We start from the raw sequence: 25,499 nt of genomic DNA, 5'->3' as shown, positions 1-25,499 counted from the left end.
AGATGGCCCACGGCTACATGCCGACGGTAACGCGCCGCTCGTTTCCGCGAATCAGGTTGCGATAGCGCGCCAGAGCCATCAGCGGAAAATAGGCGCTGTAGCCGTGATAGTGCAGGTAGAAGACCCGCGGGAAACCGGTGCCGGTCCAGTGGCCGTCCAGCCAACGCACGTCGTCGCGCGGAAAGCGCTGCAGGAAGGCGACACCGCGGCGCACCGCATCGCTGTCGACCTCGCCGGCGGCCATCAGGCCCAACAGGGCCCAGGCCGTCTGCGCGGCGGTGGATGTCTTGGCCTCGTCGCGCCGCGCCGCCCAGTAGGTGGCGCAGTCCTCGCCCCAGCCGCCATCTTCGCGCTGGCGGCTTTCCAGCCAGGCGACGGCCCGGCGGACCGGCGCGGAAGCCAGGTCCTCGCCGCAGGCATTCAGCGCCGAGAGTACCGACCAGGTACCGTAGACATAGTTGACCCCCCAGCGGCCGTACCAGGAACCGTCGGGCTCCTGCTCGCGCAGCAGATAGTCGAGACCGCGGCGTACCACCGTATGGTCGCGGCCGTAGCCGAGCTGCGCCAGCATCGAAAGGCAGCGCGCTGATACGTCAGCCGTCGGCGGGTCCAGCAGGGCCCCGTGATCGGCGAAGGGGATGTGGTTCAGGTAGTCGAAGGCATTGTCCGCGTCGAAAGAACCCCAACCGCCGTTCTTGCTCTGCATGGCGATGATCCACTCGGCAGCACGCTCGACGGCGCCTTGGGAAGCTTCGGACTTGGCCCGGTCCATCGCCATCACCACCACGGCCGTGTCATCGACGTCGGGGTAGTGGGCATTCTGGTATTGGAACGGCCAGCCGCCGCTCGGCGCGTTGGGGCGCCGCCAGGCCCAGTCGCCGCGCACCTCGGTGATCTCCCGTTGCAGCAGCCAGTCGAAGGCCCTGTCAAAGCTGTCGTTGTCGCCGGGCTCGCCCGCTTCCAGCAGAGCGTGGGCGGCAAGGCAGGTGTCCCAGATCGGCGAAAGGCAGGGCTGGCAGGTCACCCGGTCGTCATCGCGGGCGATGAGCAGGCGGTCGATGGCCTCGCGGGTCATGCGGTAGTTGGGTTCGTCCCAGTCGTAGCCCAGGGCGTGAAAGGCCATGGCGGCGTTGGCCATGGCGGGGAAAATACCGCCCAGGCCGTCTTCGCCGTTGAGGCGTTCCTTCACGAAGTCGATGGCGGCATTGATCGCCTTGCGCCGCTGGGCGCGCGGGCGCAGCGGGTCGCTCATGCGTAGGACCCGGTCGATGCCGGCGAAGATCGCGCCCAGCGGACTGCCGGTTGCGTTCATCGGATACTGCGCGCGCTCCGGCGGCTGCACGAACAGCTCGCCGATCGACACCTTCAGGGGATTGACCGCCTGCGGTTTCAGATCCATCAGGATCAACAGCGGGGCGATCACTGTGCGCGACCAGTAGGACACCTTGGAGAGGTGAAACGGAAACCAGCGCGGCAGCAGCATGATCTCGACCGGCATCTCGGGCACGGCGCGCCAGGGTACCTGGCCGAAGAGGGCGAGGGCGATGCGGGTGAAGACGTTGCTTTGCGCGGCACCGCCACGCGCCAGGATTGCCGCGCGGGCGCGGGCCATGTGGGCCGCATCGGGGTCGTCGCCGGCCAGCTTCAGTGCGAAGTAGGCTTTTACGCTGGCGCTCAGATCCATGTCGCCGTCGTGGAATAGGGGCCAGCCGCCGTCGCGGCCCTGAACGGCGCGCAGGTGCTTTGCGATCTTCGGCTCCACCGCCTGGTAGGCCGGCGTCTCGATGCGGCCGATGAAGTGCTGCAGAAAAATATACTCGGCCGGGATGGTCGCATCGGCTTCCAGCTCGAAAAGCCAGTGCCCGTCGGCCCGCTGTTGGCCCAGCAGCGCCTTGGTCATGTCGGTGACCAGACGATCCACAGCTTCCAGATCCGGCAGTTCGGCTTCCGCCGAACGCGCCAGCGCGCTCTCGTTTCTGATTGCGTTGCTTCCCGTCATGTCGATTTGATGTACCGCCGCCCGGAAATGAGCAAGGAAAGAACCCCGATCAAGTCAATAAACAACCGCCAAAGCCGGCGGATTCGAATCCCCCGACTCGCTGGTTCAATAGCGGCGATTGTGAAGAAGCCGCCGGTTGCTGGCAAGCCCTTGGAATCGGGCATTTTCATGGCAAAGTCAGTGCCTTGGCGGCCGCTTCGCCGGATCGAACGGCCGATTCGATGGTGGCCGGCAGGCCGGTATCGGTCCAGTCGCCGGCCAGCAGCAGATTGTCCCAGGCGCTACGCGGTGCCGGGCGCAGGCGCAGCGCCGCCGGGGTCTGCGCAAAGGTCGCCCGTTTTTCGTTGATCACCCTGATGGGCGGTTGGTCGCCGGCGTCGAGCCCCAGGGCCCGGGCGGTGTCGGACCAGAGCGCCGCGGCGATTTCATCGTTCGGCCGCTCGGCGAGCCTGCTGGCGGCGCTGACGGTCAGGCTGACAACATCGTCTCGCAGGAAAAGCCAGTCGGCGGTGCCGCCGATCAGGCCGAGGAAGGGAACCTCGGGCACCGGCCCTTCGGCCCCGGCGAAGGGCCAGTCCGGCGCTTTGGGCAGGCGGATGTGGGCATTCACGATGGCATGATGGTCCAGCGGTGCGGCAAGGTTCGGCAGCAATGCCTGGGCGGCTTGCGGCGGCAGCGCCAGAATCACCCAGTCCTGTTCCTGAAGCTCGACGGCCTGATTCGGAAAATCGAGTGCGGTGATGCGCCGGCCCGTGGTGTCCAGACGGCGCAGACGCTGGTTGAAACGGATCGCCACCCCCCTGTCCTGCAGGAAGGCGAGGGCGGGATCGACCAGGGCCGGCCCCAGGCCATGGCGGGCGACGAGGGGACGGCAGGCGCCTTCGCCCTTGGCGAAAGTCTCGGCCAGGACATGCCGCAACAGGCGGGCGGAGGCCTCATTGGCCGGGGTGTTGAGTGCGGCGATCACCAAGGGTTCCCAGAAACAACGCCAAAGCGGGTCCTGCGTATCCAGGCAGTCGGTCACCCGGTCTTCGCTTCCGGCAAAGGCAAGGCGCAGACCCTTCAGGTAGGATAAGACGCCGGTTCCCGGGATCCGGCGCTTCGGGTCCAGGACCCACCAGGGGATCGGCCCGCGGTTCGGCCTCAGATTCCAGGAGCGGCCGTTCGCCAGGTCCAGGAAGGGAAAGACGGCCGCTTGGGGATGGGTCAGGCCGCCCCGGGCGCCGATCAAATCCAGATAGGCGAGGATGGCCGTGTTGGCCGTCATCATCAGATGGTTGCCGTTATCGATCAGCCGGTCGAGCTTGGCGTCGTGAAACGAGCGGCAACGGCCGCCGGCCTGGGCCGCCGCCTCGTAGAGGGCGATGCTGTGGCCCCGTTCGGCAAGGCGCACCGCGGCGGAAAGCCCGGCCAGCCCGGCGCCGATGATGTGAACATGGGGGGTGCCGCGGTCTGCGGTCATGCGGCCTGCACCAAGACGTTAAAGCCCGTTCCGAAGCGCGAGCCAGAGCTTCTCCGCCTTGGGCAGGCGGACGCGAAGGCTGATGTCGTTCCAACCCTGCTGCTGCAGGCGGGTCAGAAGGCGCTGGTACACCGCCAGCATGATGCGGGCCGGACGCATGGGGCCGCGCCGGCAGGCGGCCATGAGACGACGGGATTCGGTGAAACGCTCCTGCGCCATGGCCGCCAGATCGAAACAGACGGCAGGCAGCCTCGGGTCCGCTGCCACCGTCGTCGGATCGCGGCTGTCGATGCCGTGGCGCAGCAGTATCTCGCGCGGCAGATAGAGGCGGCCCCGCCCGGCATCTTCGGCGATGTCGCGCAGAATGTTGGTGAACTGCAGGGCGTCGCCCTCGGCCAAGGCCAGGTCTCTCGCTTCGGGTTCGGTGGCGCCGAAAGCATGCACCGACAGCACGCCGACGGCGCCGGCGACGCGGCGGCAGTAAAGGCGGAAGGTTGCCATGTCCGGCGCGCAGATATCTTCGCGCGCGTCCATCTCCATGCCGTCGATGACGGCGAGGAACTCCTCCTTGGGCAATCCGTAGTCCCGGACCGGCTGCTGCAGGGCAAGGGTTATGGGCGTCTGCGGGGTGCCGCCATAAAGCCGCTCGATCTCTTCGCGCCAGACGGCGAGACGGCTGAGCTTGTCCGCGGCGGCACCTTCGTCATCAGCGATATCGTCGACCGCGCGGCAGAAAGCATAGATCGCGTACATGGCGTCGCGCCGCGGCTTTGGCAGCAGACGCATGCCCCAGAGGAAGGAGGAGCCGGAGCCGGTTGCGATGGCGCGCACCTGCTCCATCGCCTGGGCTGCATTGCCGTTCACTGCGCGGATGGCGGTCATCCGGCCCGGCCTGCGGTTTGTGGTGTGTTGAACAGCCGCTGGGCCTGGACGCCGACGATGCCGCCGAAGCCGGCCAGGATGAAGTCGGCTTTGCCAAGGCCGACGCGGCCGGCCAGGGGATCGCCGCGCCGCAGGTATCGGCTGAGCCTTGTCGCCAGTCTCACGATGACAGCGGATTCCATGGCCAGACGCGACGACCGAAGCTGGGCGGGCAGGCGCCGCGCTTCTACCAGCAGGTCATCGACCCGGTCCAGGCAGAGATCCAGCACCCGGCGCAGGCCGGGCGGGCTGGTGCTGGAGTCGAGAACCGTCACGTCCAGACCCTCGGCGCCGAGCCAATCAAGTGGCAGATAGACACGGTCGAGCGCGTGATAGTCATCCTGGCAGTCCTGCAGATGGTTGAGCACCTGCAAGGCCGTGCAGAGCGCGTCCGAAGACCTGTAGCCCTCTCGGCTTTCGCCATGCAGATCGAGCAGGTACTGGCCGACGGGATTGGCGGAGAGACGGCAGTAGCCCAACAGTTCGTCCCAATCTTCATAGCGCGACTTCACGGCATCCTGTTTGAAAGCGGCAACCAGGTCGCTGCCGCGCTGTGTGGAAACGCCGGTCTCGGTGAGGCTGTACCTCAGCGCTTCGGCTTTCTCCAGGCCGGGCTGATGCTCGCCGTTGAAGCGCAGCGCCTCATCGAAGCGGGTGAGCCGGTCGAGTTTTTCCTGGGGCCCGAGCTGCGGGTTGTCGGCGATGTCGTCGATGGCGCGGGCAAAGGCATAGTAGGTCGCGACATGGGGGCGCAACGCCGCCGGCAGCAGCCAGGAGCCGACCGGAAAGTTCTCATTCCCGGCGCCCTTGCCGGAGGGTGTTTCGACGCTTGCCAGCGTCATTGAGAGTCTCCTTCTACAGCGCGCAGGCTGCCGGGATCTGCGCTGCCCCGGATCGGGATTGAGCAGTTACCACGGGAATTTAGCCTGACAGGCCGGTTCAATCCAGTTCACGGCGTTTTGCCTGTACCCGCCCTTTCCAGGTTCCGCCCCGGCTCCGCCAGTGACGCCAGGCCGAATCGAAGGTCATGGCGCTGTATAGGGCAGCGGAGAGCGGCAGCAAAGGCGCAAGCCAGAGTCTCTGGCCGTAAAGGCGCAGCACCGGGAGCAGCGAGAACGACATGGCAATCCAGGCGCCGCCGCCCAGCAGGGCCGCCGTTGGTTGCAGGTGCCAGGGATAGCTCAGAACGGCGAGCGGCGGTGCAAGATAGGTAATGAACATACCAAGCAGGGTGCCGAGCAGTAGCAGCGGCTGATGGTTCAACTGGGTATAGGCGCTGCGGGCCACCATGTCCCAGACGGTGCTGAGCCCCGCATAGGGCCGGATCGAGCGGGCTGCCTCGGCCAGACCCAGCCAGAGGCCCCGGCTGTTGGCCGTGCGGCTCTGCTTGACCTTTGCCGCCAGGCTGCAGTCGTCGATCAGGGCATCGCTCAAGGCGGAGAGCCCGCCGATTCGGGTCAGGGCATCGCGGCGCAGCAGAATGCATCCGCCGGCGGCTGCCGCGGTTTGCCGGCCCGGATCGTTCACCCAGGAAAACGGATAGAGCTTCTGGAAGAAATAAATGAAGGGCGGGATCAGCAAGCGCTCCCAGAATCCTTCACAGCGCAGCGCCACCATAAGGGATACGAGATCCCGCTGCTCTGCCTCCGCCTTGGCCACAAGCTGCCGCAGGGCGGCTGGGGGCTGCGCGATATCGGCGTCGCTGAACCAGACATAGCGGGTTTCGGGGGCTGCGCCTTGCAGGCCTTGATCCAGGGCCCAGAGCTTGCCGGTCCATCCGGCCGGCAGGGGCGTTGCCTGCAGCAGTTTGAACCGATCGGGCCGGGGGTTGGCTGCAGCAGTCTCGCTGGCGATGCGGGCGGTTCCGTCCTGGCTGTGGTCGTCCACAAGGATGACTGAGAAGGGCCCGGGATAGTCCTGGTCCAGAAGAGAGGCAATCGCCGTGGCGATCACGTCGGCCTCGTCGCGCGCCGGAACGATCGCGGTGACCGCCGGCCATTCGCTGGGTGCCGGTGCCGAAGGGTCCAGGCGCTCGGCGCAGCGCCAGAAACCACCGCGGAAGAACAGCAGGTAACCCCAGATCAGCAATGACAGCAGGGCGATCCCGATGAGTATTGAAGGCAAGATAGACTGTTTCCCGGCTTGATCTGCCGCCAGCGTCTGGCGAGGGCATTCCTGCACCCGGCGCAGACTAGAGCGCCAGCAGGCTGTCGCCAATCATCGGCTTTGCCGGGACACGGAATCTTGTTGGTCGTGGTGGACTAGAAGTCTCTGACCGAGTTCACGTTGCAGGCCATCAACTTGTCCAGCGACGACCCGTCGCTCGACAGCGGCAGGCACAAGGCCTCAGCGTCGACAAAGGGACGTTTTTCGGAGGCCGTCACCGGCCAGAAAGCATAGCAGGGCGCTGCGCTTTCCCGGCAAAAGTCAAAGAACGCCTTCGATCGTTCGCGTACCAGGTTCGGTGCTGTGATCTCAGAAAGCTTACGCCCGGTCTGTTCGCCGTAGGTTTCCACAAGGCTGCGGCCAAACAGTTTGACGTGATAGTCCGATCCGTCATCGACAACATCCAGGATAACCGTGTAGGGCCAGAGAGGCGCGATGTTCTCCGGGAACAGATCGGCACGCAGCGCAAGCGCGTTCCCGTGTTTGATTTCCGTCCAGTAGGTCAGCGCCTGGTCCAGGATTGGGGATATGAACGTCAAGCCCTGGGCCAAAACCGGCCCAAAAGGCTTTCGCGCGGTTCTTCTCTCAACAAAATCAAGCATACCGACCGTGCAAGGTTACCATGATAACCCAGTGAGTGTAGCCGCTCAAAAGAAGGATAGTGTTAATATAATCCTATTTTGCGCCCGAGGCGCAGAAGAGCGGATCCTGTCTGGGCAGAGCCGCTTTTGCGGTCCCGGCCAGAGGTGTGAATCCAGGCTAAAGTGCCCCGCGGCCGGGGGGATTGAAACGGTCCAGGGATCGCAGAACCGTGGAGCGGTCGTTGGGGTCGGCGGGCACGTAGAGCATGCCGGAGAGGACCATGTTGGCGGATTGCTGGTTGTCACTCAGCGGCAGCATAAGGCGCTTGGCGCGGAATGTCGGTGTCCTGTCCAGACCAAAGCTGCTCTCCGAGTAAAGCGGCGCAAAGCTCGCCAACAGCTTTTTGTAGAGATCCTGTACGTAGGTGAGATAAGCCCCCTGCATAAGGTCTTCGACGAAGCAGTTGGTCAGAGAGCAACCGAAACGCTCTTCAACCTTGGTTCCCGCGAGACGGTAGCGGAATCTCGCGCCATCGCCGAGAACCTCCGTCAAGGTCACATAGGGCAGCAGCTTCGGGATATCGATAGGATCGATATCGGCGCGTGCCGGGGCCCGGCGCCCGTCGCACCTGGCCAGCCAGTACTGGTAAAGCTCGACAAGCAGAGGCTCGCCGAGCTGGTTTAAAAACTGCACGAAATGCTGTCTCCCGAGCCACCAATAGCAGACCACAGCTCTGATTTCGGATTATCGCAGAGATGCGACCTTTGCGGGAGTATTTTTCATCTACTCCCCCAACAGGATCGTATTATGACCGAAATGATTAGATAGAGCGAAGCAGTATTTTGTGACGCTCCAGAAAAAGGCGCTTGGCCTTTCCCGCCGGCCAGGGCGACAGCTCGATGCTTTCAAAGCGCTTGTGCCGCCCGAAGAGCCGGCGCCCTTCGCTGAGCGAGAAGCCGGCCAACTGCGTTGCCTCCAGGAAAGCCGCTGTGCGATCTGCTTTCTTGATCAGCGTTGTCAGGGCAGAGGGCTCTTCACCGGCAAGGCCGAAACGCACCCGGATGGCCGTCATCAGACGTTTCTCCAGGGCTTTGTAGTCGAGGCCGACGGCGGCTTTGAAGGGTGTGATGAGGTCGCCGATCACATATTCCGGCGCATCGTGCAGCAGTGCGGCCATGCGCTCGGCGGCGCTGGACCCGGGTTGCAACTGTCCCACGATCTGCTCGACGAGAAGGCTGTGCTGCGCGACCGAGAAAGCCGAGGTCCCGCTCGTCTGCCCGTTCCAGCGGGCCACCCTTGCCAGACCATGGGCGATGTCCTCGATCTCGATGTCGAGGGGCGAAGGATCGAGAAGGTCGAGGCGTCGTCCCGACAGCATGCGTTGCCAAGCCCGCGTCGCGTCTTTCATGCCAATCCCGATCCATCCGCTGCCGCCTTAACTCAACGGCAAGGGATAAGCGGCAGAAGCGTCGGGCGCAAGCCGTCAGACGCGATAGCGCCGGACAAGCCCTGGGCCATGGACTCGCCCCAGGGCCGGCGCCGGTCAGGCGCGGTTGCTGCGCAGGCCGTCCAGCAGCTTGCAGAGATTGTCATCAAGCTCCTGGGTGTTCTGCGACACGATGCCTGATGCGCTCGCGACCTTCTGCACCGACTGGCTCGCGGTTTCCGAGTTTTCACGAACCGCGGCCATGGCCTCTTCCTTATCGATGCCGGGTGGAAAGACCACCGCCAGCGTGCTGATCAGCACCAGCAGCACGACTGCAGGGAAGGCGCCGCTGTGGCCAAGTCGAAGCGGTGCACTGTGCTTGGGTTGTCGGCTTGGCATGTTTTGACTATTCGCTGGTTTCCAGTTCTTACGCGCCAGCGATTAAGCTAAAGAACTTTTTAGTTTCCGTTGAATGACAAAAGTAGCTTGTTTGTTTTGTTTAAACGATTTGACATACATTCTATGCGATCTTCGTATTTCGACGTGCCGTGTGGATCGAATTTGTCTGTCACCAAAAGAGGATCGGGCGGAGAGTTGTCTTGCCCTGCAAAGCATGCTGAAAGGCAGGGGACGTTCATAGGAGACGGGCTTGGCAGAAGCACCAAACATCTTGCTGATCACAGCCGATCAGTGGCGCGGGGATTGTCTCGGTCCTGCGGGTCATCCGGTCTTGCGGACACCGGCCATCGACGATCTCTCGGCCCGGGGCGTTACCTTCGCCCGGCATTATGCCCAGGCGGCACCCTGTTCGCCCGGGCGCGCTTCGCTCTACACGGGGCTCTACCAGATGAACCATCGTGTCCTGCGCAACGGGACGCCGCTGGACGCCCGCCATGACAACATTGCCCTGGCACTGCAGCGCCGCGGTTATGAGCCGCGGCTCTTCGGCTATACCGACCAGTCCATCGATCCTCGGACCACGACGCCCGATGATCCGCGTCTCAACAGTTACGAGGGGGTGCTGCCCGGCTTCACCGCCGAAGCAAAACTGACGGAGGACAATAAACCCTGGTTCGACTGGATGACAGCGCGCGGCCATGACCTGCCCGAAGACCCTTGGGCGCTTTTCCTGCCACCCGAAGGCCGACCCCGATTTCCGACCACGGCGCCGCCGCGCTTCAGCCAGGACGAGACCGAAACCGCATTTCTGACCGACGCCTTTGTCGACTGGCTGTCGGAGCAACCCAAGGATGGGCCGTGGTGCGCCCATGTCTCCTTTCTGCGGCCGCATCCGCCCTTCGTCGTGCCAGAGCCCTTCAACACGCTCTACGATCCCGCCAGCGGCCCGGCCTTTCGCCGGGCCGTCGACCCGGCCACCGAGGCCGCCCAGCACCCCTATCTTGCCTATTGGCTGGACCAGGCCAAGGCAGCCGGTTTCTGCTTCGTCGAGGATGGCGAGAGCCTGTTGACCGACTGGCCGGAGGAAGCCTTTCGGAACGTTCGCGCCACCTACTGGGGCATGATCTCCGAAGTGGATCGTCAGATCGGGAGGCTGACGGCGGCGCTGCAGGCCAGGGGCGCCTGGGACGATACGATCATCGTACTGACCAGCGATCACGGGGAGATGATGGGCGACCATTGGACCCTGGGTAAGTTCGGCTACTTCGATCAGGCCTATCACATCCCGCTGATCGTGCGGGACCCGCGTCATCCCGAGGGTTTTGGTGGTCGGGTTTCTGACTTCACCGAGGCTGTCGATGTCATGCCGACCCTGGTGGAGCTGTCGGGTGCAAGCCGCGACGGGCCCGCCGATGGGCGCTCGCTCAGCCCCTTTGTGCACGGCGAGCGGCCTGTCGACTGGCGCCGCGAGGCACATTGGGAGTTCGATTTCCGTGAAGTGACCGGCGGCGGCGCGCAGGGGGCTCTGGGCCTCGAGCTCGACGACTGTTCGCTCGCCGTCATCCGGGACGAGCGCTACAAGTACGTTCACTTCACCGGCCTGCCGCCGCTGCTGTTCGATCTGCAGGAAGACCCCGATGAGCTGCGCAACCTTGCCGATGATGCGGACTATCTGGCTCCGCGGCTCGCCATGGCCGAGAAGCTTCTGGCCTGGCGCAGCCGCTATCTCGACCGCCGCCTGACGGGCATCGCGTTGACTCCTGACGGGCCGCTGGAGGCACGCCGGTAAAAAAGGCTAGCTGCTTTCTGCCCTGGCGTCGCCCATGCCGTCCAGCAGCGGCGGAAAGCCCGGCGCCCGCAGGGCATCGCCCAGCCGGTCTTCCAGAACCTTCACCGCCTGGGTGGACCAGGCGTCGGCTCCGTAAGCCTGCTGCGCCTGTTCGAAGTAGCCGTTGACCAGTTCCGCCAGCGCCAGGGGCGTTTCGCTTTCCTGGCCCAGCTTCATCGCCAGGCGCATGTCCTTCAGCGCCAGGGCCATGGTAAAGGCGCAGTTGTAGGAGCCGTTCAGGACAAGCTGCCCCTCGGTCTCGTGCGCAAAGGAATTGCCGGAGGAGATGCGGATACCGTGAAAGGCCTTGGCCAGATCGACGCCGGAGCGCTTGGCCAGCATCATGGCCTCGCCGCTGGCCCAGAGATGGACGAAGGCCAGCATGTTGGTGATCACCTTGACGACGGAGGCTGAACCGATCGGCCCCATGTGTTCGATGGCGCCACCCATGACACCCAGCAGATCGCGGTAGCGCTCGAAGACCGCCTCGTCGCCGCCGACCAGGATCGAGATCTCGCCGGTCCAGGCGCGGTTGGCGCCGCCGGTGATCGGTGCCTCCAGAACATCGATGCCGCGCGCCGCGGCGTCCTCGGCAAAGCGGCGCATGTCCGCCTCGTCGGTTGTGCTCATCTCGATCCACAGGCTGCCGGACGCCAGCGCCGAGAGCAGGCCGTTCTCGCCCGGCACAACCGCCGAGACAGCGGCGGGGTTGGGCAGAGAGGTGACGGCGACCTCGGCGTCCTCAACCGCGTCCCGGCCGGACCCGGCCAGTCTGGCACCGGCCTCCACCAGGGGAGCGGCCCGCCCGGGGTCGAGATCGAAGACGGTCAATTGGTGGCCGGCTCTCAGAAGATTCCTGGCCAAGGGGAAGCCCACGTTGCCCAGGCCGATAAAGGCAATTCGCATGTCGATCTCGCCGCTCAAGGTTTTACGGAAATTGCAGAAGAACCCGGACGCCGCAGCCTGTCCAGAATCTTCGTATGGCCGGGTCGATGGGTTTCTTGGCTTGACGGGCGGCTTGGTGACGTCGCGTAATCCTGTGCTGTTCTCAGAGAGTCCGCCACCGGTTGTCGGCGGGCCCGGTTGCCCGGGGGTCCATGCATGAAGATCAGTGCCTTTGAGGTATTCGTCGTCGGGACGCCGCCGCCGCATTTTGGCGGGCGTTACTGGGTCTTCGTAAAGCTGACCAGCGATGGCGGCGTGACCGGCATCGGTGAGGTCTATTCCCTTCCGTTTCATCCCCGGGCCGTCGAGAAGATGATCGCCGACGTCTGCGAGCGGATGGTGGTGGGGGCTGATCCCTTTCAGATTGAAAGCCTGTGGCGGCGGATCTACAGCAGCGGCTACAGCCAGCGCCCGGACCCCTCGTTGATGGGTGTGCTGAGCGGGATCGAGATGGCCTGCTGGGATATCGTCGGCAAGGAACTGGACCGGCCGGTCTATGACCTTCTGGGTGGCAAGGTGCATGAGCGCCTGCGCAGCTATACCTACCTCTACCCCAAGCCGGATGAGGAAGAGCGGGTCTACAGCGATCCGGATCTGGCCGCCGAGCGGGCGGGCGAGTATCTCGCCCAGGGCTTTACCGCTGTGAAGTTCGACCCCGCCGGGCCCTACAGCGCTTTCGATCCGCGCCAGCTCTCGCTGGAGGCGTTGGAGCGCTGCGAGGTTTTCGTGAAACGCTTGCGCGAGGCGGTGGGGTCCTCCTGCGACCTGCTGTTCGGCACTCATGGACAGATGACGCCGGCCGGGGCGATCCGCCTTGCCAGGCGCCTGGAGCCCTATGATCCGTTGTGGTTCGAGGAACCGACTCCGCCGGAAGTCCCGGCCGCCATGGGCCAGGTCGCGCGGGCCACAACGATCCCCGTGGCGAGCGGCGAGCGGCTCACCACGAAGTACGAGTTTTCCGCTTTGCTGCGGGCAGAGGCGGCAGCGATCCTGCAGATGAACCTCGGCCGGGTCGGCGGCATCCTGGAAGCCAAGAAGATCGCCGGCATGGCCGAGACCTTCTATGCCCAGATCGCGCCGCATCTCTACTGCGGGCCGGTGGTCGGCGCAGCCAACATTCAGATCAGTACCTGCAGCCCGAATTTCCTGATCCTGGAATCGATCCAGACCTGGGGCGGTTTCCACAGCGAAATACTGAAACGCCCGATCCGCTGGGAGGCAGGCTATGTCATTCCGCCGGAGGAGCCCGGCCTTGGCGTGGAGCTGGACGAGGCGGTGGCCCGCGCCCACCCTTATGAGGGCGAGGCGCTCCATCTTGAAATGAGCGATCACCCGGAGTGATCGGGCTCAAACATGAATCCCTGGGAGTAAGCAGAGTATGAAAGCAGCGGTCCTGGAAGCTTACAACGCGCCGCTCGCCCTGTGCGAGGTGCCGGACCCGGAGCCGGGCAAGGCCGGTGCGGTGATCCGTGTGGAGGCCAACGGCATCTGCCGCAGCGACTGGCATGCCTGGGCCGCGCACTGGCCGGGCTTCCTGGAACTGCCCCATGTGCTGGGTCATGAGATGTGCGGCATCGTCGAAGCCGTCGGTCCCGATGTGAAACGCTTCGCGGTGGGCCAGCGCGTGATCGTGCCGTTCAGCGGCGGCGATGGCGTTTGCTCCTGGTGTGGCGACGGTCTGCCGCATATCTGCGACGACCCGGTGATGCCGGGCTTCCGCTCCTGGGGTGGTTTCGCACAGTACGTTGCGGTGGATCAGGCCGACCGCAACCTTGTGGTCCTGCCGGAGGCTGTGAGCTTTCTTGCCGGCGCCGGCATGGGTTGCCGGTTCATGACCGCTTTCCATGGATTGACCGAACGCGTGCGGCTCGGCGCCGGGGAATGGATCGTTGTCTATGGTTGCGGCGGGGTCGGTCTTTCGGTGATCGAGATCGCCTCTTGTCTCGGCGCCCAGGCGATTGCCGTCGATATCGGCAGCGACAAGCTGGCCCTGGCCGGAGAACTGGGGGCAACGGCCACCATCAATGCCGCCGACGTGGATGACCCGGCAGCGGCGGTGCGCGATCTGACCGCCGGCGGGGCCCAGGTTTCGGTCGATGCCCTGGGTATCCAGCAGACCTGCACCAATGCCGTGAACAGCCTGACCAAGCGGGGCCGCCATCTGCAGATCGGTATGACCAACGGGCAGACCGGCGGACGGTTGGAGGTGCCGATCGACGATGTGATCGGCAAGGAACTGGAGATCTTCGGCAGCAAGGGCATGCCGGCGCAGAATTTTCCCGCGATGCTGCGCCTGGTCGCCGCAGGGCGGCTTGATCCGGCACGCCTGGTGACAAAGACGGTTCCCCTGGAGGAAGCGGGGGCGGTTCTGGCGACCATGGGCAGTTTCGATACCCTGGGCTTTACGGTGATCGACCGTTTTTAGAGGCTGAAGCCGTGACAGACCCGCTGCCGCGGGTCACTATTCATAGTGGCGCATCTTAAGTTAATGAGCCCGGGTGTCGGGCTTTCAGCACCAACACGGATTTCAGGCATAGCTCATGTTGCTAAGTTTCTGCGGCGCTGCCGGAACGGTCACCGGCTCCTGCTATTGGATGAGGACGGAGCGCTGCCAGTTTCTGGTCGATTGCGGTATGTTCCAGGGCTCCAAGACGTTGAAGGCGCTGAACTACGGAGCCTTTCCGTTTGACCCCGCCAAGATCGACTTCGTCCTGCTGACTCATGCCCATATCGACCACGCGGGCCTGATCCCCAAGCTGGTGAAGCAGGGCTTCAAGGGCCCGATCTTCGCCACCGAAGGCTCTTTCGATCTTCTCAGCTACATGCTGCCCGACAGTGCCTATATCCAGGAGAGCGAGGTCGAAAGACTGAACCGGCGCAATGCCCAGCGCGGCCGCCTGACCGTCGAGCCGATGTACAACGGCCGCGATGTGGAGGCGGCGTTGGAGGCCTTTTCCATCATCGGCTACGAAACCTGGCGGGAAGTCGGCGAGGGGGTGCGGGCGCGGTTCTGGAACGCCGGCCACATTCTCGGTGCCGCGTCGATTGAGATCGAAATCGCCACCGGGCAGAACAACCCGCGGGTCTGCCGCCTGCTGTTTTCGGGGGATATCGGGCCGGAGCACAAGCTGTTTCATCCCGACCCGGAGGCGCCGGAAAACTTCGACTACGTTTGCTGCGAGTCGACCTATGGCGGGCGCCGGCGAACTGACGCCACCGCTGAAGAGCGCCGCCGGATCCTGGCGCAGGAGGTAAAAGCGGCGCTGCAGCGCGGCGGTAATCTTCTGATTCCCGCCTTTGCGGTTGAACGCACCCAGGAGCTTCTGCTCGACCTTTCGGTGCTCTTCGACCGCGGTTTGCTGCCCAAGGTGCCGGTGTTTCTCGACTCGCCGCTGGCGATCAAGGCCACCCGGGTCTTTGCGAAGAACGCCGCCGATCTGGAAGATACAACCAACGTGCCGGATCTCTTCCGGCGCCCGAACATCCGCTTCACCGAGTCGGTCGAAGAAAGCAAGATGATCGCCCGCTTTGCCGGCGGGGCAATCATCATTGCCGGCAGCGGCATGTGCGATGCCGGGCGCATCCGCCATCACCTGAAGAACAATCTTTGGCGTCACGACGCCACCGTTATGCTGGTCGGCTACCAGGCGCCGGGAACGCTGGGAGCCTTGTTGTCGAGGGGCGCTTCCACCGTGAAGATCCAGGGTGAAGACCTGCGTGTGAAGGCGACCATCCGTCAGGTCGACGTATACTCGGGCCATGCCGATGGCGACCAGCTGCTGGCTTGGCTGAAAGCCCGCCTGCCGGTCAAGGCGGCGATATTTCTGACCCATGGCGAGGAGGCGGGGCTGGCGGCCCTGCGCGACGGGCTGGAGGAAATGGGGGTGCCGGCCGAACGGATCGTCGTTCCCCAGCTTGACGATGTAGTGGATCTGCTGGCCGGCGAGGGCAAGGTGCAGTTCCGCCCGGTGCCGCATCGCCTGCAGAGCGAGTCTCTGCGCGGTCTGGACTGGCACAACGACCTGGCGGAATTCTCGATCAATCTGCGGGACAGGCTTGAAGAAGCCGCCGACGACAAGGCCCGCCGGGTGATCCTGCGGCGTGTTTCGCGGGCCTTGGAGGGTAAGGGGAAATCCTCATCCTGATCTGCTCCGGCGGTTGAATGCCAGGGACGGTCGGGCATAGACTTTCACAGAGACCGCCCAGGGGAAGCCCCGAGGAAGCCCAGCGGAAAGGAGACTGGAACGATGAATGCCTATGATCTCAAGAGGACGACCCTATCCGTCCTCACGCTTTTCGTCCTGCTGGGCGCCCTGACGTTTCATGCTCCGGCGGTCCAGGCAAAAGAATTCCGCTGGGCCGCGACCACCGACCCTCAGACGCTGGACCCGCATGCGGTCAACTCGACCCCGGTCCTGGGCTTCCTGAACAATGTCTATGAAGGTCTGGTGCGCCGCGACCGCGCCATGAAGATCGAAGGGGCCTTGGCGGAGCGCTGGGAAGCCCTGGGCGACGACGGCTGGCGCTTCCATCTGCGCCGCGGCGTCACCTTCCACGACGGTGCCGCCTTCACGGCGGAGGACGTGTTGTTTTCCTATCAGCGCGCCAGTGCCGAGGAGGCCGATGTCCGCTCCTTCTTCGCGCCGGTGCGCGATGTGGCGGTAGTCGATGATTTCACGGTCGACTTTCTCACCAGGTCGCCCAATCCGATCTTTCCCGATTCCATCGCCAACTTCATGATCATGGACAAGGACTGGTCGGAGAAGAACGGCACGGCCCGCACGACCACGCAGAGCGAGGGTTTCGCCACCCTGAATGCCAACGGCACCGGTGCCTTCAAGGTGGTCGAGCGCTCCCCCGGCGTGCGCACGGTGCTGGAACCCTTCGAAGGGTGGTGGGGCGAGGCCGAGCACAACGTCACCCGGGCGATCTTTACCCCCGTCACCCAGCAGGCGACAGCGGTCGCCGCCCTGATCTCCGGCGAGGTCGATTTCATCAATCCGGTGCCGCTGCAGGACGTCCCCCGCCTGGAGGCCGCGGCCGGGGTGAAGGTCATGCAGGGGATCGAAGCGCGGGTCATCATGCTGGGCTTCGCCCACGAGGCGGCGGCGCTGAAGTTCTCCGACGAAACGGCTGACGCCAATCCCTTCCGTGATCCACGGGTACGCAAGGCGGTCTATCAGGCGATCGACGTCGATACCCTGATCAAGAAGGTCATGCGGGGCAATGCCGAGGCGGCCAGTCTGCTGGTCAGCCCGGCGATGCACGGCTACAGCCCCGGCCTTGCGGCGCGCTACCCCTTCGACCGGGAAGCGAGCAAGGCGCTGCTGACGGAGGCCGGCTATCCCGATGGCTTCAGCTTCGGCCTTTCCTGCCCCAACGACCGCTACATCAATGACGCCAGCATCTGCACCGCCGTTGTCGGCATGCTGGCCAAGGTCGGCGTCAAAGCGAAGCTGAACACCATGCCGGTGCGCCAGTACTGGCCGGAACTGCGCGCCGACCAGTTCGACATGTACCTGCTCGGCTGGTCGCCCGGCACTTTCGATGCCGAGCACCCGGTCCGCTTCCTGCTGGCCACCCCCGATGCGGAGAAGAAGCTGGGCAGCTGGAACTTCGGCGGCTTTTCCGATGCCAGGATCGATGAACTGCTGCCTAGGATTCAGCGTGAGATCGACCCCGCCGCCCGCCAGGCGATGCTGGACGAGGTCCATGGCCGGCTGCAGCAGGATGTGGCCTACGTCCCGCTTTACGTCCAGCCCCTGGTCTGGGGCATGAAGCAGAACGTCGAGATGACCCAGCGCGCCGACAACTTCTTCATCCTGCGCTGGGTACAGGTGAACTAGGGTATGTTCTAGCCCCCCCCCGGCGCTGGCTAGGAAGCGTCGTGCAGCATCTGGGCGATTTCGTCCTTCAGCGCCAGCCGCTCCTTTTTCAGGGTCTCGCTGCGCTGATCCGAAGCAGCCTCGACTTCGCTCTCGATGCGATGAATCTCCCGATTGACCGTGTGGTACTGGTCCGCCAGGCGTGCAAAGTGTGCGGACTCCATCTTTAGTCGATGGATCGTGCCGCTTGCCTCGGGAAACTCTTCAGCCAGTTCATGGGGGGTGTGGGTCATGGTTTAGCCCTGTTTGATTGTGGTCCTGCCATCCAGTTGACCCCGAGAGGCCCGGCAGATCATTGATCTTGGTCAAAATCCGTCCTCCCCCTATGCTGCGGTCGGGGTAAAAGTGAGAGCGGCAGAAACGCTCTCCGACAGTGGAACAGGAGGGGGATTTGCGCACCCAGGTGGCCATCATCGGGGCCGGCCCCGCCGGTTTGCTGCTCGGCCAGTTGCTGCATCGTCAAGGTATAGAGACGGTAATCCTGGAGCGGCGTTCGGCGGACTATGTCCTCGGGCGCATTCGCGCAGGAGTCCTGGAGCGTGGCACCGTCGAGCTGATGGCGCGGGCCGGCTGCGATCAGCGCCTGCGTGCCGAGGGCCTGCCCCATAGCGGGGTGAATCTCTGCTTCGGCGGACAGCGCCATCGCATCGACCTGGCCGGCCTGACCGGCGGCGAGCAGGTGACGGTCTATGGTCAGACCGAAGTCACCCGCGATCTGATGGAAGCCCGCGCCGCCGCCGGAGCGCCAACGGTCTATGAAGCCGGCGATGTGTCGCTGCACGACTTTGACGGGCCGAAACCGGTTGTGCGTTACGTGAAAGACGGCGTCGCGCAAAGCCTGCACTGCGATTTCATCGCCGGTTGCGACGGCTTTCACGGCGTCAGCCGGCAGTCGGTTCCGGAACGGGCCCTGGAGATCTTCGAGCGCGCCTATCCTTTCGGCTGGCTCGGCCTGCTGGCGGATGTGCCGCCGGTTGATGACGAGTTGATCTACGTGTACCACGAAGATGGCTTTGCCCTCTGTTCGATGCGTTCGATGACCCGCAGCCGCTACTACCTGCAATGCCCGGCCGATGAGAAGGTCGGGAACTGGAGCGATCAACGCTTTTGGGATGCGTTGCGGTCTCGGCTTGACCCGGAGGCGGCGGAACGGCTGACGACCGGGCCGGCGCTGGAGAAGTCGGTCGCGCCCCTGCGCAGCTTCGTGGCGGAGCCGTTGCGTTTTGGCAGTCTTTTTCTGGCCGGGGACGCCGCCCACATCGTGCCACCCACGGGGGCCAAGGGGCTCAACCTGGCGGCCGGCGATGTGCGCTATCTCTCCGAGGCGCTGATCGAATTCTACGGCGAGAGTTCAACGGCCGGTCTTGATGCCTATTCCACGAAGGCCCTGGCGCGCATCTGGAAGGCGGAGCGGTTTTCCTGGTGGATGACCTCGATGCTGCACCATTTCCCCGAACAAGGCGGTTTCGGCCGGAAGATCCAGCTCGCGGAACTGGAATACCTTGTCTCTTCCAGGGCCGCTTCGGCCTCGCTGGCGGAAAACTACGTCGGCCTGCCGTACTGAGGTATGTCTGGACCTGGGCGGCACTTCTTTGCCCTTTGGCCCCTCTCCCCCTTTGTGCCTAGTCTGGCGAGCGGTGGAGTAGTGTGATTTCCCCCACATCCCCTGGGTGGCGAGCCTCTAAGGTGGCGCCCAGCAAGACCAGGGACGCAATCGGCAAGGGAGAGGGCGATGAGCGACGCAATTGAGGGCTTGGACCGGGATCCGGAGATCCTGCCGGCGGGGCAGGGGCGTGCGGAAAGCAGCCTCAGGCGCCTGACCGTCAAGGGCCAACCCTTTTTCGTGCTGAAGCAGCGCGGCAGCTTTCCGGATATGGCCTATGACCATGGGCGGCTGCTGGCCCAGGAGATCCAGGACGGCGCGTTTCCGGAGATCGTCTCCACCATTGCCCGCGGGGTGAACCTGGAGAACGAGACCCTGCGCCATGTCGCCTCGGCGCTCTATCGCTGCTACAGCGACCGGATTTTGAAGGATTCGAGTGACGAGTTCCGGAAAGCAGTCGATGGCCTCGCCGAAGGCTATATGGCGGGGCTGGACGATCCCGCATTCTCGCTGTTGGAGGTGCGCGATGCCTTGATTGCGATCGAGGTCGGCAACATCATCGACGGCCTGTCGCGGATTTTCCAGATCCCCGGCGTGCGGGCGATCAGGGCACCGGCCATTCTGGCGCTTGTGCTGCCGTCACTCGCCGACCCCGATACTAAAAACTACCTGGAAGAAGCAAAGCACGAACCGGAGAAGCAGCACGACATCGGCGCTGCCCTCGCCGCCATGAGCGGGCCCAACAACCGCATTGATTTCGGCTGCACCGGATTTGCCGTGCCCGGCGCTCTGACCCGTGATGGACGCCTGCTGCATGGCCGCAATCTCGACGCGGATCTCTTTCATTGGAACAAGGCACCGGTTCTATCGCTGTTGGACGAAACCGGTGAGAACGCGGGCTGGCACAAATATGCTGCCTTCGGCACGGCGGGCCTTATCTATCCAGGCGGTATCTCCGGCCTGAACGATGCGGGCATCTCGGTTTCCCTGCACCAGCTTTCGACGACCCAGTTCGAAAGCGGCTTTCTCTTCGGCCATGGCGACATCTGCCCCTTCGTCCAGCAGCGCGTGCTGCGCGAAGCGGCCTCGGTCGACGAGGCCGTGGATCTGGTGAAGGACAGTAAGCACTTCGCCGCCTGGACGATCCTCGTCTCCGATGCCAAAACCGGCCAGGTCTGTCGCATCGAAATGAACGGCGAGCGGGTCCGGGTGATGAAACACGAGGATGAGGCGGTCCCCCAGACCAACCATTTCCTGCATCACGACATGGCCGAACGTCTTTTCGACGAAGACGACAATCACTTCAGCCCGACCTTTGGCAAGTGGCTGGAAACCCACGCGCGCTATGACTCGGTGTCGGAAGCGCTGAAGGCTGATGCCGGCCAGGGCCGCATCGACCTCACCTGGGCGATGAACTGGCTCGCCTCCAGCCGCGACGGGGCGTTGGAGAAGCTGCGCCAGGGTATGCCGACGCCGCCTGATCCGATGACGGCGGAGCGCGCCTATGGCCGCGTGCCGCGCAAGGTTTACAGTCAGCTCACCAGTATCGTGCTGGCCGATCCGGCGCGACGAGCGGGCCACGACGCGGTCTGGATGACGACCGGCGACCGCCAGCCCAGCCCCCATAGCAGCTACCTCGGCTGGCAAGTCGACTGGGCCGCCTTCGACTTGACCCCGGTAGCGCCGGAGCCGCTGCAACGTATCAGCCACTACGCCGACGGCGGCCGCAAGAACTGGGAGGAGTCTCTGGTGCGCTACCTCTGGGCCCGGCTGGCGGTCTCGCGGCCGCGCGATTCCCAGGGGGATCTGCTACGCCGGCGCCCCACAGCAGCGGAAAAACAGGAAGGCCTGGCGCGGGCGATCCACCTCGTCGGCTCCGCCATCGAGCTGGCGGCCATGGACCGCATTGTCGAGGTGCCTTATCACTATATGCGTGCCCGCCTGAACCATGCGGCGGGCGACTACACTTCGGCGGAAAAGGACTGGCGGCTGCTGCGTGCGATCTGGGCCTGGCAGAACGATGCCCCGGCCATCGCCGCGGACTGGCCCGTCGACGTCCCGCGGGCGATGCCGCTGATACATCCTTACGAGGCGGCCCTGGTCGCTCTGTTGTCGGCGGTTACCGAGGACCTGCGCCACGGCGGCACCGGCTGGGACGGGCGCAGCGCGCGCCTGGAAGAGGCAAAAAATCTGCTCACGTCGATTCAGGAGGAGACCTTTGGCAAGGACGAGCCGGCCCATTTCGACTTCGACAACTGGCTCGATCTCTTGGCGGCGGTCAGTGAAGAGGGCGGACAGGCCGTCGAACTGCCCGAAGCAAACTTCGTGACCGCGGAGTAGGCCGCGCCGCCTAAAGCGCCATCTGGGCGCGGCCGAGGTCGGTCAGGTCATCCGGCGTGGCGCGCCCTTTGAAATCGACCTCGTAGTTCTCCGCCGCGAAATCTGGCGCGCTTTGCCCGGCCAGGAAGTGGGCGGCCTGCTTGCGCGCATAGGCCTCGTTCTTGGCGCAGCGCGGTGAGGCGCCTATGTAGATCACATTGGACTCGCCGCTGCCGCTGTGGACGTCTTCGACGGCGTGGATCAGGTCCGGGTGCCACCAGACCGTGTCGCCCGGCTCGACCGTCGGGATCGAAACCAGCCCTTCCAGAAGATCGCCGTGCCAGGCCGCGTCCGCACAGAGCGCCTTCCCCGGCAGGGCGCCGCAAAGCGCGTCCTCCGGCACATCCGGTTGAAGCGCGCGCAGCAGCATATAGGCGATGCCCGAGGCGACGGGCACCAGTTGCAGGGTGCCGTCGTTGGGGCCCTGCGTCGTCAAGGCCGTCCAGCCCTGGAAGGAGCGGAACATGGAGCAGACCGCGGGGGAGGCGTATTCGCGCGTCTGGGTGCGGTAGGTGGCTTTCCAGGGGTCGTAGGCGGTCCAGTCGCCGGCGAAGACAGGCTCGTAAATCTTTTGAAAGGCCGGATCGATCCAGCGCTCATAGGAACCTGCGTCCATATGCGGCGAGAGGCCGAGCTGACTGTCGCCGGGCTGGCGCCGCCTTGTCCGGTCGGCATAGGCGTAGTCGTTGTCCGCATCGAACTCGTCGCCGACCGGGCCGCGCACGTCCCACAAGCGGTTCAGGAAGCGCTTGGTCTCGGCCATTTCCTCAGCCTGACGGGCCATGATCTGGGGCTTCGACCAATAGAGGCCGTAGATCTGCGGCCGGCCCGCGTTCAACTGGTCGAAGTACTTGTCCATGCCGGACTTTTCCTGCGCTTTCTGCAGGTAGTCGTTTTCGGCGATATAAGCGCCGATCTCCTGGTTCCAGGCTTCGGCGCGCGCGCGGGGGAAGACGCCGCGGATCACCACGGCGCCGCGCCGGCGGATCTGCCGGCGCTGTGCATCGGAGACCTTGCCGCCCTGCACCGCGGCAAAGTCGATCTGCGGGACGGCCGATCCTTCTTTCGCCTCTTCGTTCAGCAGGCTTTCGACCTCACGGCGCATAGCCTCGCTTAGCTTGGCGAAAGCCGCGACGACGTTCTGCTTTGCGCGGAGTTCGGCCTTGGCTTCGATGATGTATTGGCGGATCGTGTCGTTCAGGTCGGATGTTTGCAGGTCTGGCATGTCGGGTCCTCCCAGTCGGCGTCTTCTGCCGGTCAGCTGTTCTTGGCGGCCTGCGGCGGGCAGGGGGTTCTGAAACGCAGCTCCGGTTCGCGAAGGCTTTGCAGCTGCTCCACCGGCTCGTCGTTTATGCGCCGGACCAACAGGCTCGCCAGCGTCTGGCCCGTCGCCGCCAGGTCTTCGTAGATCGTGTCCATCGCCGGGGTCGTATGATCGAGTACCGGCGAGGTCTGCTTGGCAACCAGGTCGGTATCGCGGCCGGGGGTCAGGCCGGCGTCGCGCAGCCCGGCGGTCAGAGCCAGGGCGGAGACGTCGCCGCTGCAGACGAAGCCGTCCGGCGGATTGTCCTGGCTCATCATGGCGCAGATGGCAGAGCGGATTTCGTCCGGCGCGGTATCTGTGTCGATACCCCGGGCGGGCACCATGGCGGCGCCGAACTGGTGGGCCGCCCGCTCGAAGCCCATCATCATGTGGTTATGGTAGGTCACGCCCTGCGGCGGGGCGATGATGCAGAGCCGACGGCGCCCTTTCTGCGTGAGTCTTTTCACCGCCTCGAAGGCAAAGGCATAGTTGTCGAAGTCGTGAAACGGATGGGGCGTCGCCAGTTCGCTGCGCCCATGACAGATGAAAGGGAAACCCATCTCCAGGAGATAGCGAATACGTTCGTCCTGGGGCCGGGTGCGCGACAGGATGATGCCGTCGGCCGACCCGGTCTCGATGATGTAGCGGATCGGCTCCATGGGGTCGCCCTGCAGGAAGTGGGGCGTCACCACCAGGTGATAGGCGGTATCGCGCAGAGCCTGCGAAATGCCGAAGATCATCGAGGTGCCGTAGCCGACAACCTCTTCATGGGGATTGAGGACCAGGCTGATCACGTTGGTCTTGCCGGTGCGCAGCCGCACGCCGGCGCGGTCCGGGCGGTAGCCGATGTCGCTGGCGATGCGGCGCACGCGTTTCTTGGTCTCGGCGCCGATCTCGGGCCCGTCCTTCAGGGCCCGAGATACGGTGGTAACCCCCAGGTTGGCGATCTCGGCGATGGTTTTCAGGGTCGGCCGTCTGCCCGGATCGGCGGACGAAGCCGCTCCACCGCGCGCCGCCGCCTGGCGCGCTGCCGCCGCTGTCTCAGCCTTGTTTTTGGGGGCCATAATCGTCCAACGCCGCCCTCAGGTGGTCCCATCGAGATTTCGTCGAATATACCTGTATCGTTACAGATCACAATAGAGATCATCGGACCCGAGGGAGATTATGAAGAAGTATGATCTAAAATATATAACAAAAACAATTATTTAATATGTGACGTATTTGGTTCCCGCAAGCGAGAGTTGACCGGAATGAACTGTAACGTTACAGATAGTTCAGCTGCGAATGTTCATCGCAAGAAAGAAACTGGGAGGACAAGAATGAACCGCTTTGCCTTGAAACTGTCGACCAGCCTCGTTGCACTGGGTCTGTTGGCGGGAGGTCTGGCCGGAGGCCCGGCCGCTGCGGCGCAGGACGTGGAAGTTCTGCATTGGTGGACGTCCGGCGGCGAAGCGGCCGCCCTCAACGTTCTGAAGGAAGATCTGGAGGGCAAGGGTGTCGGTTGGCAGGACATGCCCGTTGCCGGCGGCGGCGGCGAACAGGCCATGACCGTGCTGCGCGCCCGGGTGACTGCCGGTAATGCGCCAACCGCGGTGCAGATGCTGGGCTTCGATATCCAGGACTGGGCCCAGGAAGGCGCACTTGCCGATCTCAATGCGTTGGCGGCTTCTGAGAACTGGGACAAGGTCGTGCCGGCGGCGCTGCAACGTTTTGCCAAGCACGAAGGCAAGTGGATTTCCGCGCCGGTGAACGTGCACTCGACCAACTGGGTCTGGGCCAACAAGAAGATCTTCGACGAACTGGAGATTGCCCAGCCGACCTCCTGGGACGAACTGGTCGCGGCGCTTACCAAGATCAAGGCGGCCGGCTATACCGCGGTGGCCCATGGCGGTCAGGCCTGGCAGGACGCAACCATCTTCGATGCGGTGGTGATGAGCGTCGGCGGTCCCGAGCTCTACAAGGCCGCCTTTGTCGATCTCGACCCCAAAGCCTTGGGCGGCGCGGAGATGAAGGAAGCCTTCGACCGCATGGCGACCCTGCGCGGCTTCGTCGATGACAATTTTTCCGGGCGCGATTGGAACCTGGCCTCGGCCATGGTGATCGAAGGTAAGGCCGGCGTTCAGTTCATGGGCGACTGGGCCAAGGGCGAATTCCTGAAGGCCGGCCTGCAGCCGGATCAGGATTTCCTCTGTTTCCGTTTCCCCGGTACCCAGGGCACGGTGACTTTCAATTCCGATCAGTTCGCCATGTTCTCGGTCGGTGACGATCGGCGCGACGCCCAGGTGAAGCTGGCCTCCTCCATCATGGCGCCGTCCTTCCAGTCGGCGTTCAATGTGGTGAAGGGCTCGGTTCCGGCGCGCACCGATGTCTCCGATGCGGACTTCGATGCCTGCGGCAAGAAGGGCATGAAGGAACTGGCGGCGGCCAGCGATTCCGGCAAGCTCTTCGGGTCCATGGCGCATGGCCATGCGGCCCCGGCGTCGGTGAAGAATGCGATCTACGACGTGGTGACCGCGCACTTCAATGGCGAATACGATGCTGCGACGGCTGCCGAGGAACTGATCAACGCGGTGGAAGCCGCGCAGTAACCCTGCCGCAGTG

At 64.3% G+C, this 25,499-nt stretch carries 21 protein-coding genes; 8 read left to right on the top strand and 13 right to left on the bottom strand.

Translation table 11 applies throughout. The features are described 5' to 3' along the window. Positions 1-13 precede the first annotated feature (13 nt). The 9 genes from shc to HBA54_RS14595 all read right to left on the bottom strand — a co-directional run bounded on the left by shc (position 14) and on the right by HBA54_RS14595 (position 8,955). Positions 14-1,999, bottom strand: a complete 1,986-nt coding sequence (shc, locus tag HBA54_RS14635) for a squalene--hopene cyclase (RefSeq protein ID WP_167225823.1) — start codon at positions 1,997-1,999, stop codon at positions 14-16. Positions 2,000-2,165: 166 nt separating this feature from the next. Continuing rightward, a complete protein-coding gene (gene hpnE / locus HBA54_RS14630; RefSeq protein ID WP_167225821.1) occupies positions 2,166-3,461 on the bottom strand; it encodes a hydroxysqualene dehydroxylase HpnE in 1,296 nt (431 codons plus the stop codon). Between the two features lie 18 nt (positions 3,462-3,479). Beyond that, positions 3,480-4,343 (bottom strand): presqualene diphosphate synthase HpnD, encoded by an 864-nt coding sequence (gene hpnD, locus HBA54_RS14625; RefSeq protein WP_167225819.1) that lies wholly within the window; start codon positions 4,341-4,343, stop codon positions 3,480-3,482. Next, positions 4,340-5,224 carry a squalene synthase HpnC gene (gene hpnC, locus HBA54_RS14620; RefSeq protein WP_167225817.1) on the bottom strand — a complete coding sequence of 295 codons (885 nt, stop codon included), beginning with the start codon at positions 5,222-5,224 and terminating at the stop codon, positions 4,340-4,342. Before hpnC ends, hpnD begins: the two co-directional genes overlap by 4 nt. A gap of 97 nt (positions 5,225-5,321) precedes the next feature. Next, on the bottom strand, positions 5,322-6,506 hold the full coding sequence (locus tag HBA54_RS14615; protein ID WP_167225815.1) for a glycosyltransferase: 1,185 nt from the start codon (positions 6,504-6,506) through the stop codon (positions 5,322-5,324). A 137-nt stretch (positions 6,507-6,643) separates the two neighbouring features. Beyond that, positions 6,644-7,087 carry a PAS domain-containing protein gene (locus HBA54_RS14610; protein ID WP_167225814.1) on the bottom strand — a complete coding sequence of 148 codons (444 nt, stop codon included), beginning with the start codon at positions 7,085-7,087 and terminating at the stop codon, positions 6,644-6,646. A 220-nt stretch (positions 7,088-7,307) separates the two neighbouring features. Continuing rightward, positions 7,308-7,823, bottom strand: coding sequence for a PAS domain-containing protein (locus HBA54_RS14605; protein ID WP_167225812.1), 516 nt, complete (start codon positions 7,821-7,823; stop codon positions 7,308-7,310). Positions 7,824-7,950: 127 nt separating this feature from the next. Next, entirely contained in the window at positions 7,951-8,538 is a 588-nt protein-coding gene (locus HBA54_RS14600; RefSeq protein ID WP_167225810.1) for an HD domain-containing protein, read from the bottom strand. 135 nt (positions 8,539-8,673) lie between these two features. Beyond that, a complete protein-coding gene (locus HBA54_RS14595) occupies positions 8,674-8,955 on the bottom strand; it encodes a hypothetical protein (protein WP_167225808.1) in 282 nt (93 codons plus the stop codon). A gap of 250 nt (positions 8,956-9,205) precedes the next feature. Between HBA54_RS14595 and HBA54_RS14590 the strand changes: the two genes are divergently transcribed. Next, complete coding sequence (locus HBA54_RS14590; RefSeq protein ID WP_167225806.1) at positions 9,206-10,744, top strand: alkaline phosphatase family protein; 1,539 nt, start codon at positions 9,206-9,208, stop codon at positions 10,742-10,744. 6 nt (positions 10,745-10,750) lie between these two features. Here HBA54_RS14590 and HBA54_RS14585 read toward each other — a convergent pair whose 3' ends face one another. After that, a complete protein-coding gene (locus tag HBA54_RS14585; protein WP_167225804.1) occupies positions 10,751-11,689 on the bottom strand; it encodes an NAD(P)-dependent oxidoreductase in 939 nt (312 codons plus the stop codon). A 195-nt stretch (positions 11,690-11,884) separates the two neighbouring features. On the opposite strand from HBA54_RS14585, the gene HBA54_RS14580 reads away from it, so the two are divergent. From HBA54_RS14580 to HBA54_RS14565, 4 genes are all read left to right on the top strand, one after another. Continuing rightward, positions 11,885-13,069 carry a mandelate racemase/muconate lactonizing enzyme family protein gene (locus HBA54_RS14580; protein WP_167225802.1) on the top strand — a complete coding sequence of 395 codons (1,185 nt, stop codon included), beginning with the start codon at positions 11,885-11,887 and terminating at the stop codon, positions 13,067-13,069. A 37-nt stretch (positions 13,070-13,106) separates the two neighbouring features. Next, the gene (locus HBA54_RS14575) at positions 13,107-14,153 is read left to right on the top strand and encodes a zinc-dependent alcohol dehydrogenase family protein (RefSeq protein ID WP_167225800.1); all 1,047 of its coding nucleotides are present in this window, start codon (positions 13,107-13,109) and stop codon (positions 14,151-14,153) included. A gap of 115 nt (positions 14,154-14,268) precedes the next feature. Continuing rightward, the gene (locus HBA54_RS14570; RefSeq protein ID WP_167225798.1) at positions 14,269-15,873 is read left to right on the top strand and encodes an MBL fold metallo-hydrolase RNA specificity domain-containing protein; all 1,605 of its coding nucleotides are present in this window, start codon (positions 14,269-14,271) and stop codon (positions 15,871-15,873) included. 102 nt (positions 15,874-15,975) lie between these two features. Next, complete coding sequence (locus HBA54_RS14565) at positions 15,976-17,574, top strand: ABC transporter substrate-binding protein (protein ID WP_167225796.1); 1,599 nt, start codon at positions 15,976-15,978, stop codon at positions 17,572-17,574. A 29-nt stretch (positions 17,575-17,603) separates the two neighbouring features. On the opposite strand, the gene HBA54_RS14560 is transcribed toward HBA54_RS14565, so the two are convergent. Then, the gene (locus tag HBA54_RS14560; protein WP_167225794.1) at positions 17,604-17,846 is read right to left on the bottom strand and encodes an HP1242/YdcH family protein; all 243 of its coding nucleotides are present in this window, start codon (positions 17,844-17,846) and stop codon (positions 17,604-17,606) included. A 158-nt stretch (positions 17,847-18,004) separates the two neighbouring features. On the opposite strand from HBA54_RS14560, the gene pobA reads away from it, so the two are divergent. Together pobA and HBA54_RS14550 are read left to right on the top strand one after the other, a co-directional pair. Continuing rightward, the gene (gene pobA / locus HBA54_RS14555) at positions 18,005-19,177 is read left to right on the top strand and encodes a 4-hydroxybenzoate 3-monooxygenase (protein WP_167225792.1); all 1,173 of its coding nucleotides are present in this window, start codon (positions 18,005-18,007) and stop codon (positions 19,175-19,177) included. Positions 19,178-19,345: 168 nt separating this feature from the next. After that, entirely contained in the window at positions 19,346-21,556 is a 2,211-nt protein-coding gene (locus HBA54_RS14550; RefSeq protein WP_167225790.1) for a C45 family autoproteolytic acyltransferase/hydrolase, read from the top strand. A 10-nt stretch (positions 21,557-21,566) separates the two neighbouring features. On the opposite strand, the gene HBA54_RS14545 is transcribed toward HBA54_RS14550, so the two are convergent. Beyond that, positions 21,567-22,820, bottom strand: a complete 1,254-nt coding sequence (locus tag HBA54_RS14545; protein ID WP_167225788.1) for a YbiU family protein — start codon at positions 22,818-22,820, stop codon at positions 21,567-21,569. A gap of 32 nt (positions 22,821-22,852) precedes the next feature. Continuing rightward, positions 22,853-23,962 carry a LacI family transcriptional regulator gene (locus HBA54_RS14540; protein ID WP_167225786.1) on the bottom strand — a complete coding sequence of 370 codons (1,110 nt, stop codon included), beginning with the start codon at positions 23,960-23,962 and terminating at the stop codon, positions 22,853-22,855. 255 nt (positions 23,963-24,217) lie between these two features. On the opposite strand from HBA54_RS14540, the gene HBA54_RS14535 reads away from it, so the two are divergent. Next, the gene (locus HBA54_RS14535; protein ID WP_167225784.1) at positions 24,218-25,486 is read left to right on the top strand and encodes an ABC transporter substrate-binding protein; all 1,269 of its coding nucleotides are present in this window, start codon (positions 24,218-24,220) and stop codon (positions 25,484-25,486) included. Positions 25,487-25,499: the final 13 nt, after the last annotated feature.

Source organism: Pelagibius litoralis (assembly GCF_011683915.1).
Classification (GTDB): Bacteria; Pseudomonadota; Alphaproteobacteria; order Kiloniellales; family Kiloniellaceae; genus Pelagibius; species Pelagibius litoralis.
This window is presented reverse-complemented; position numbering and strand designations above follow the sequence as displayed.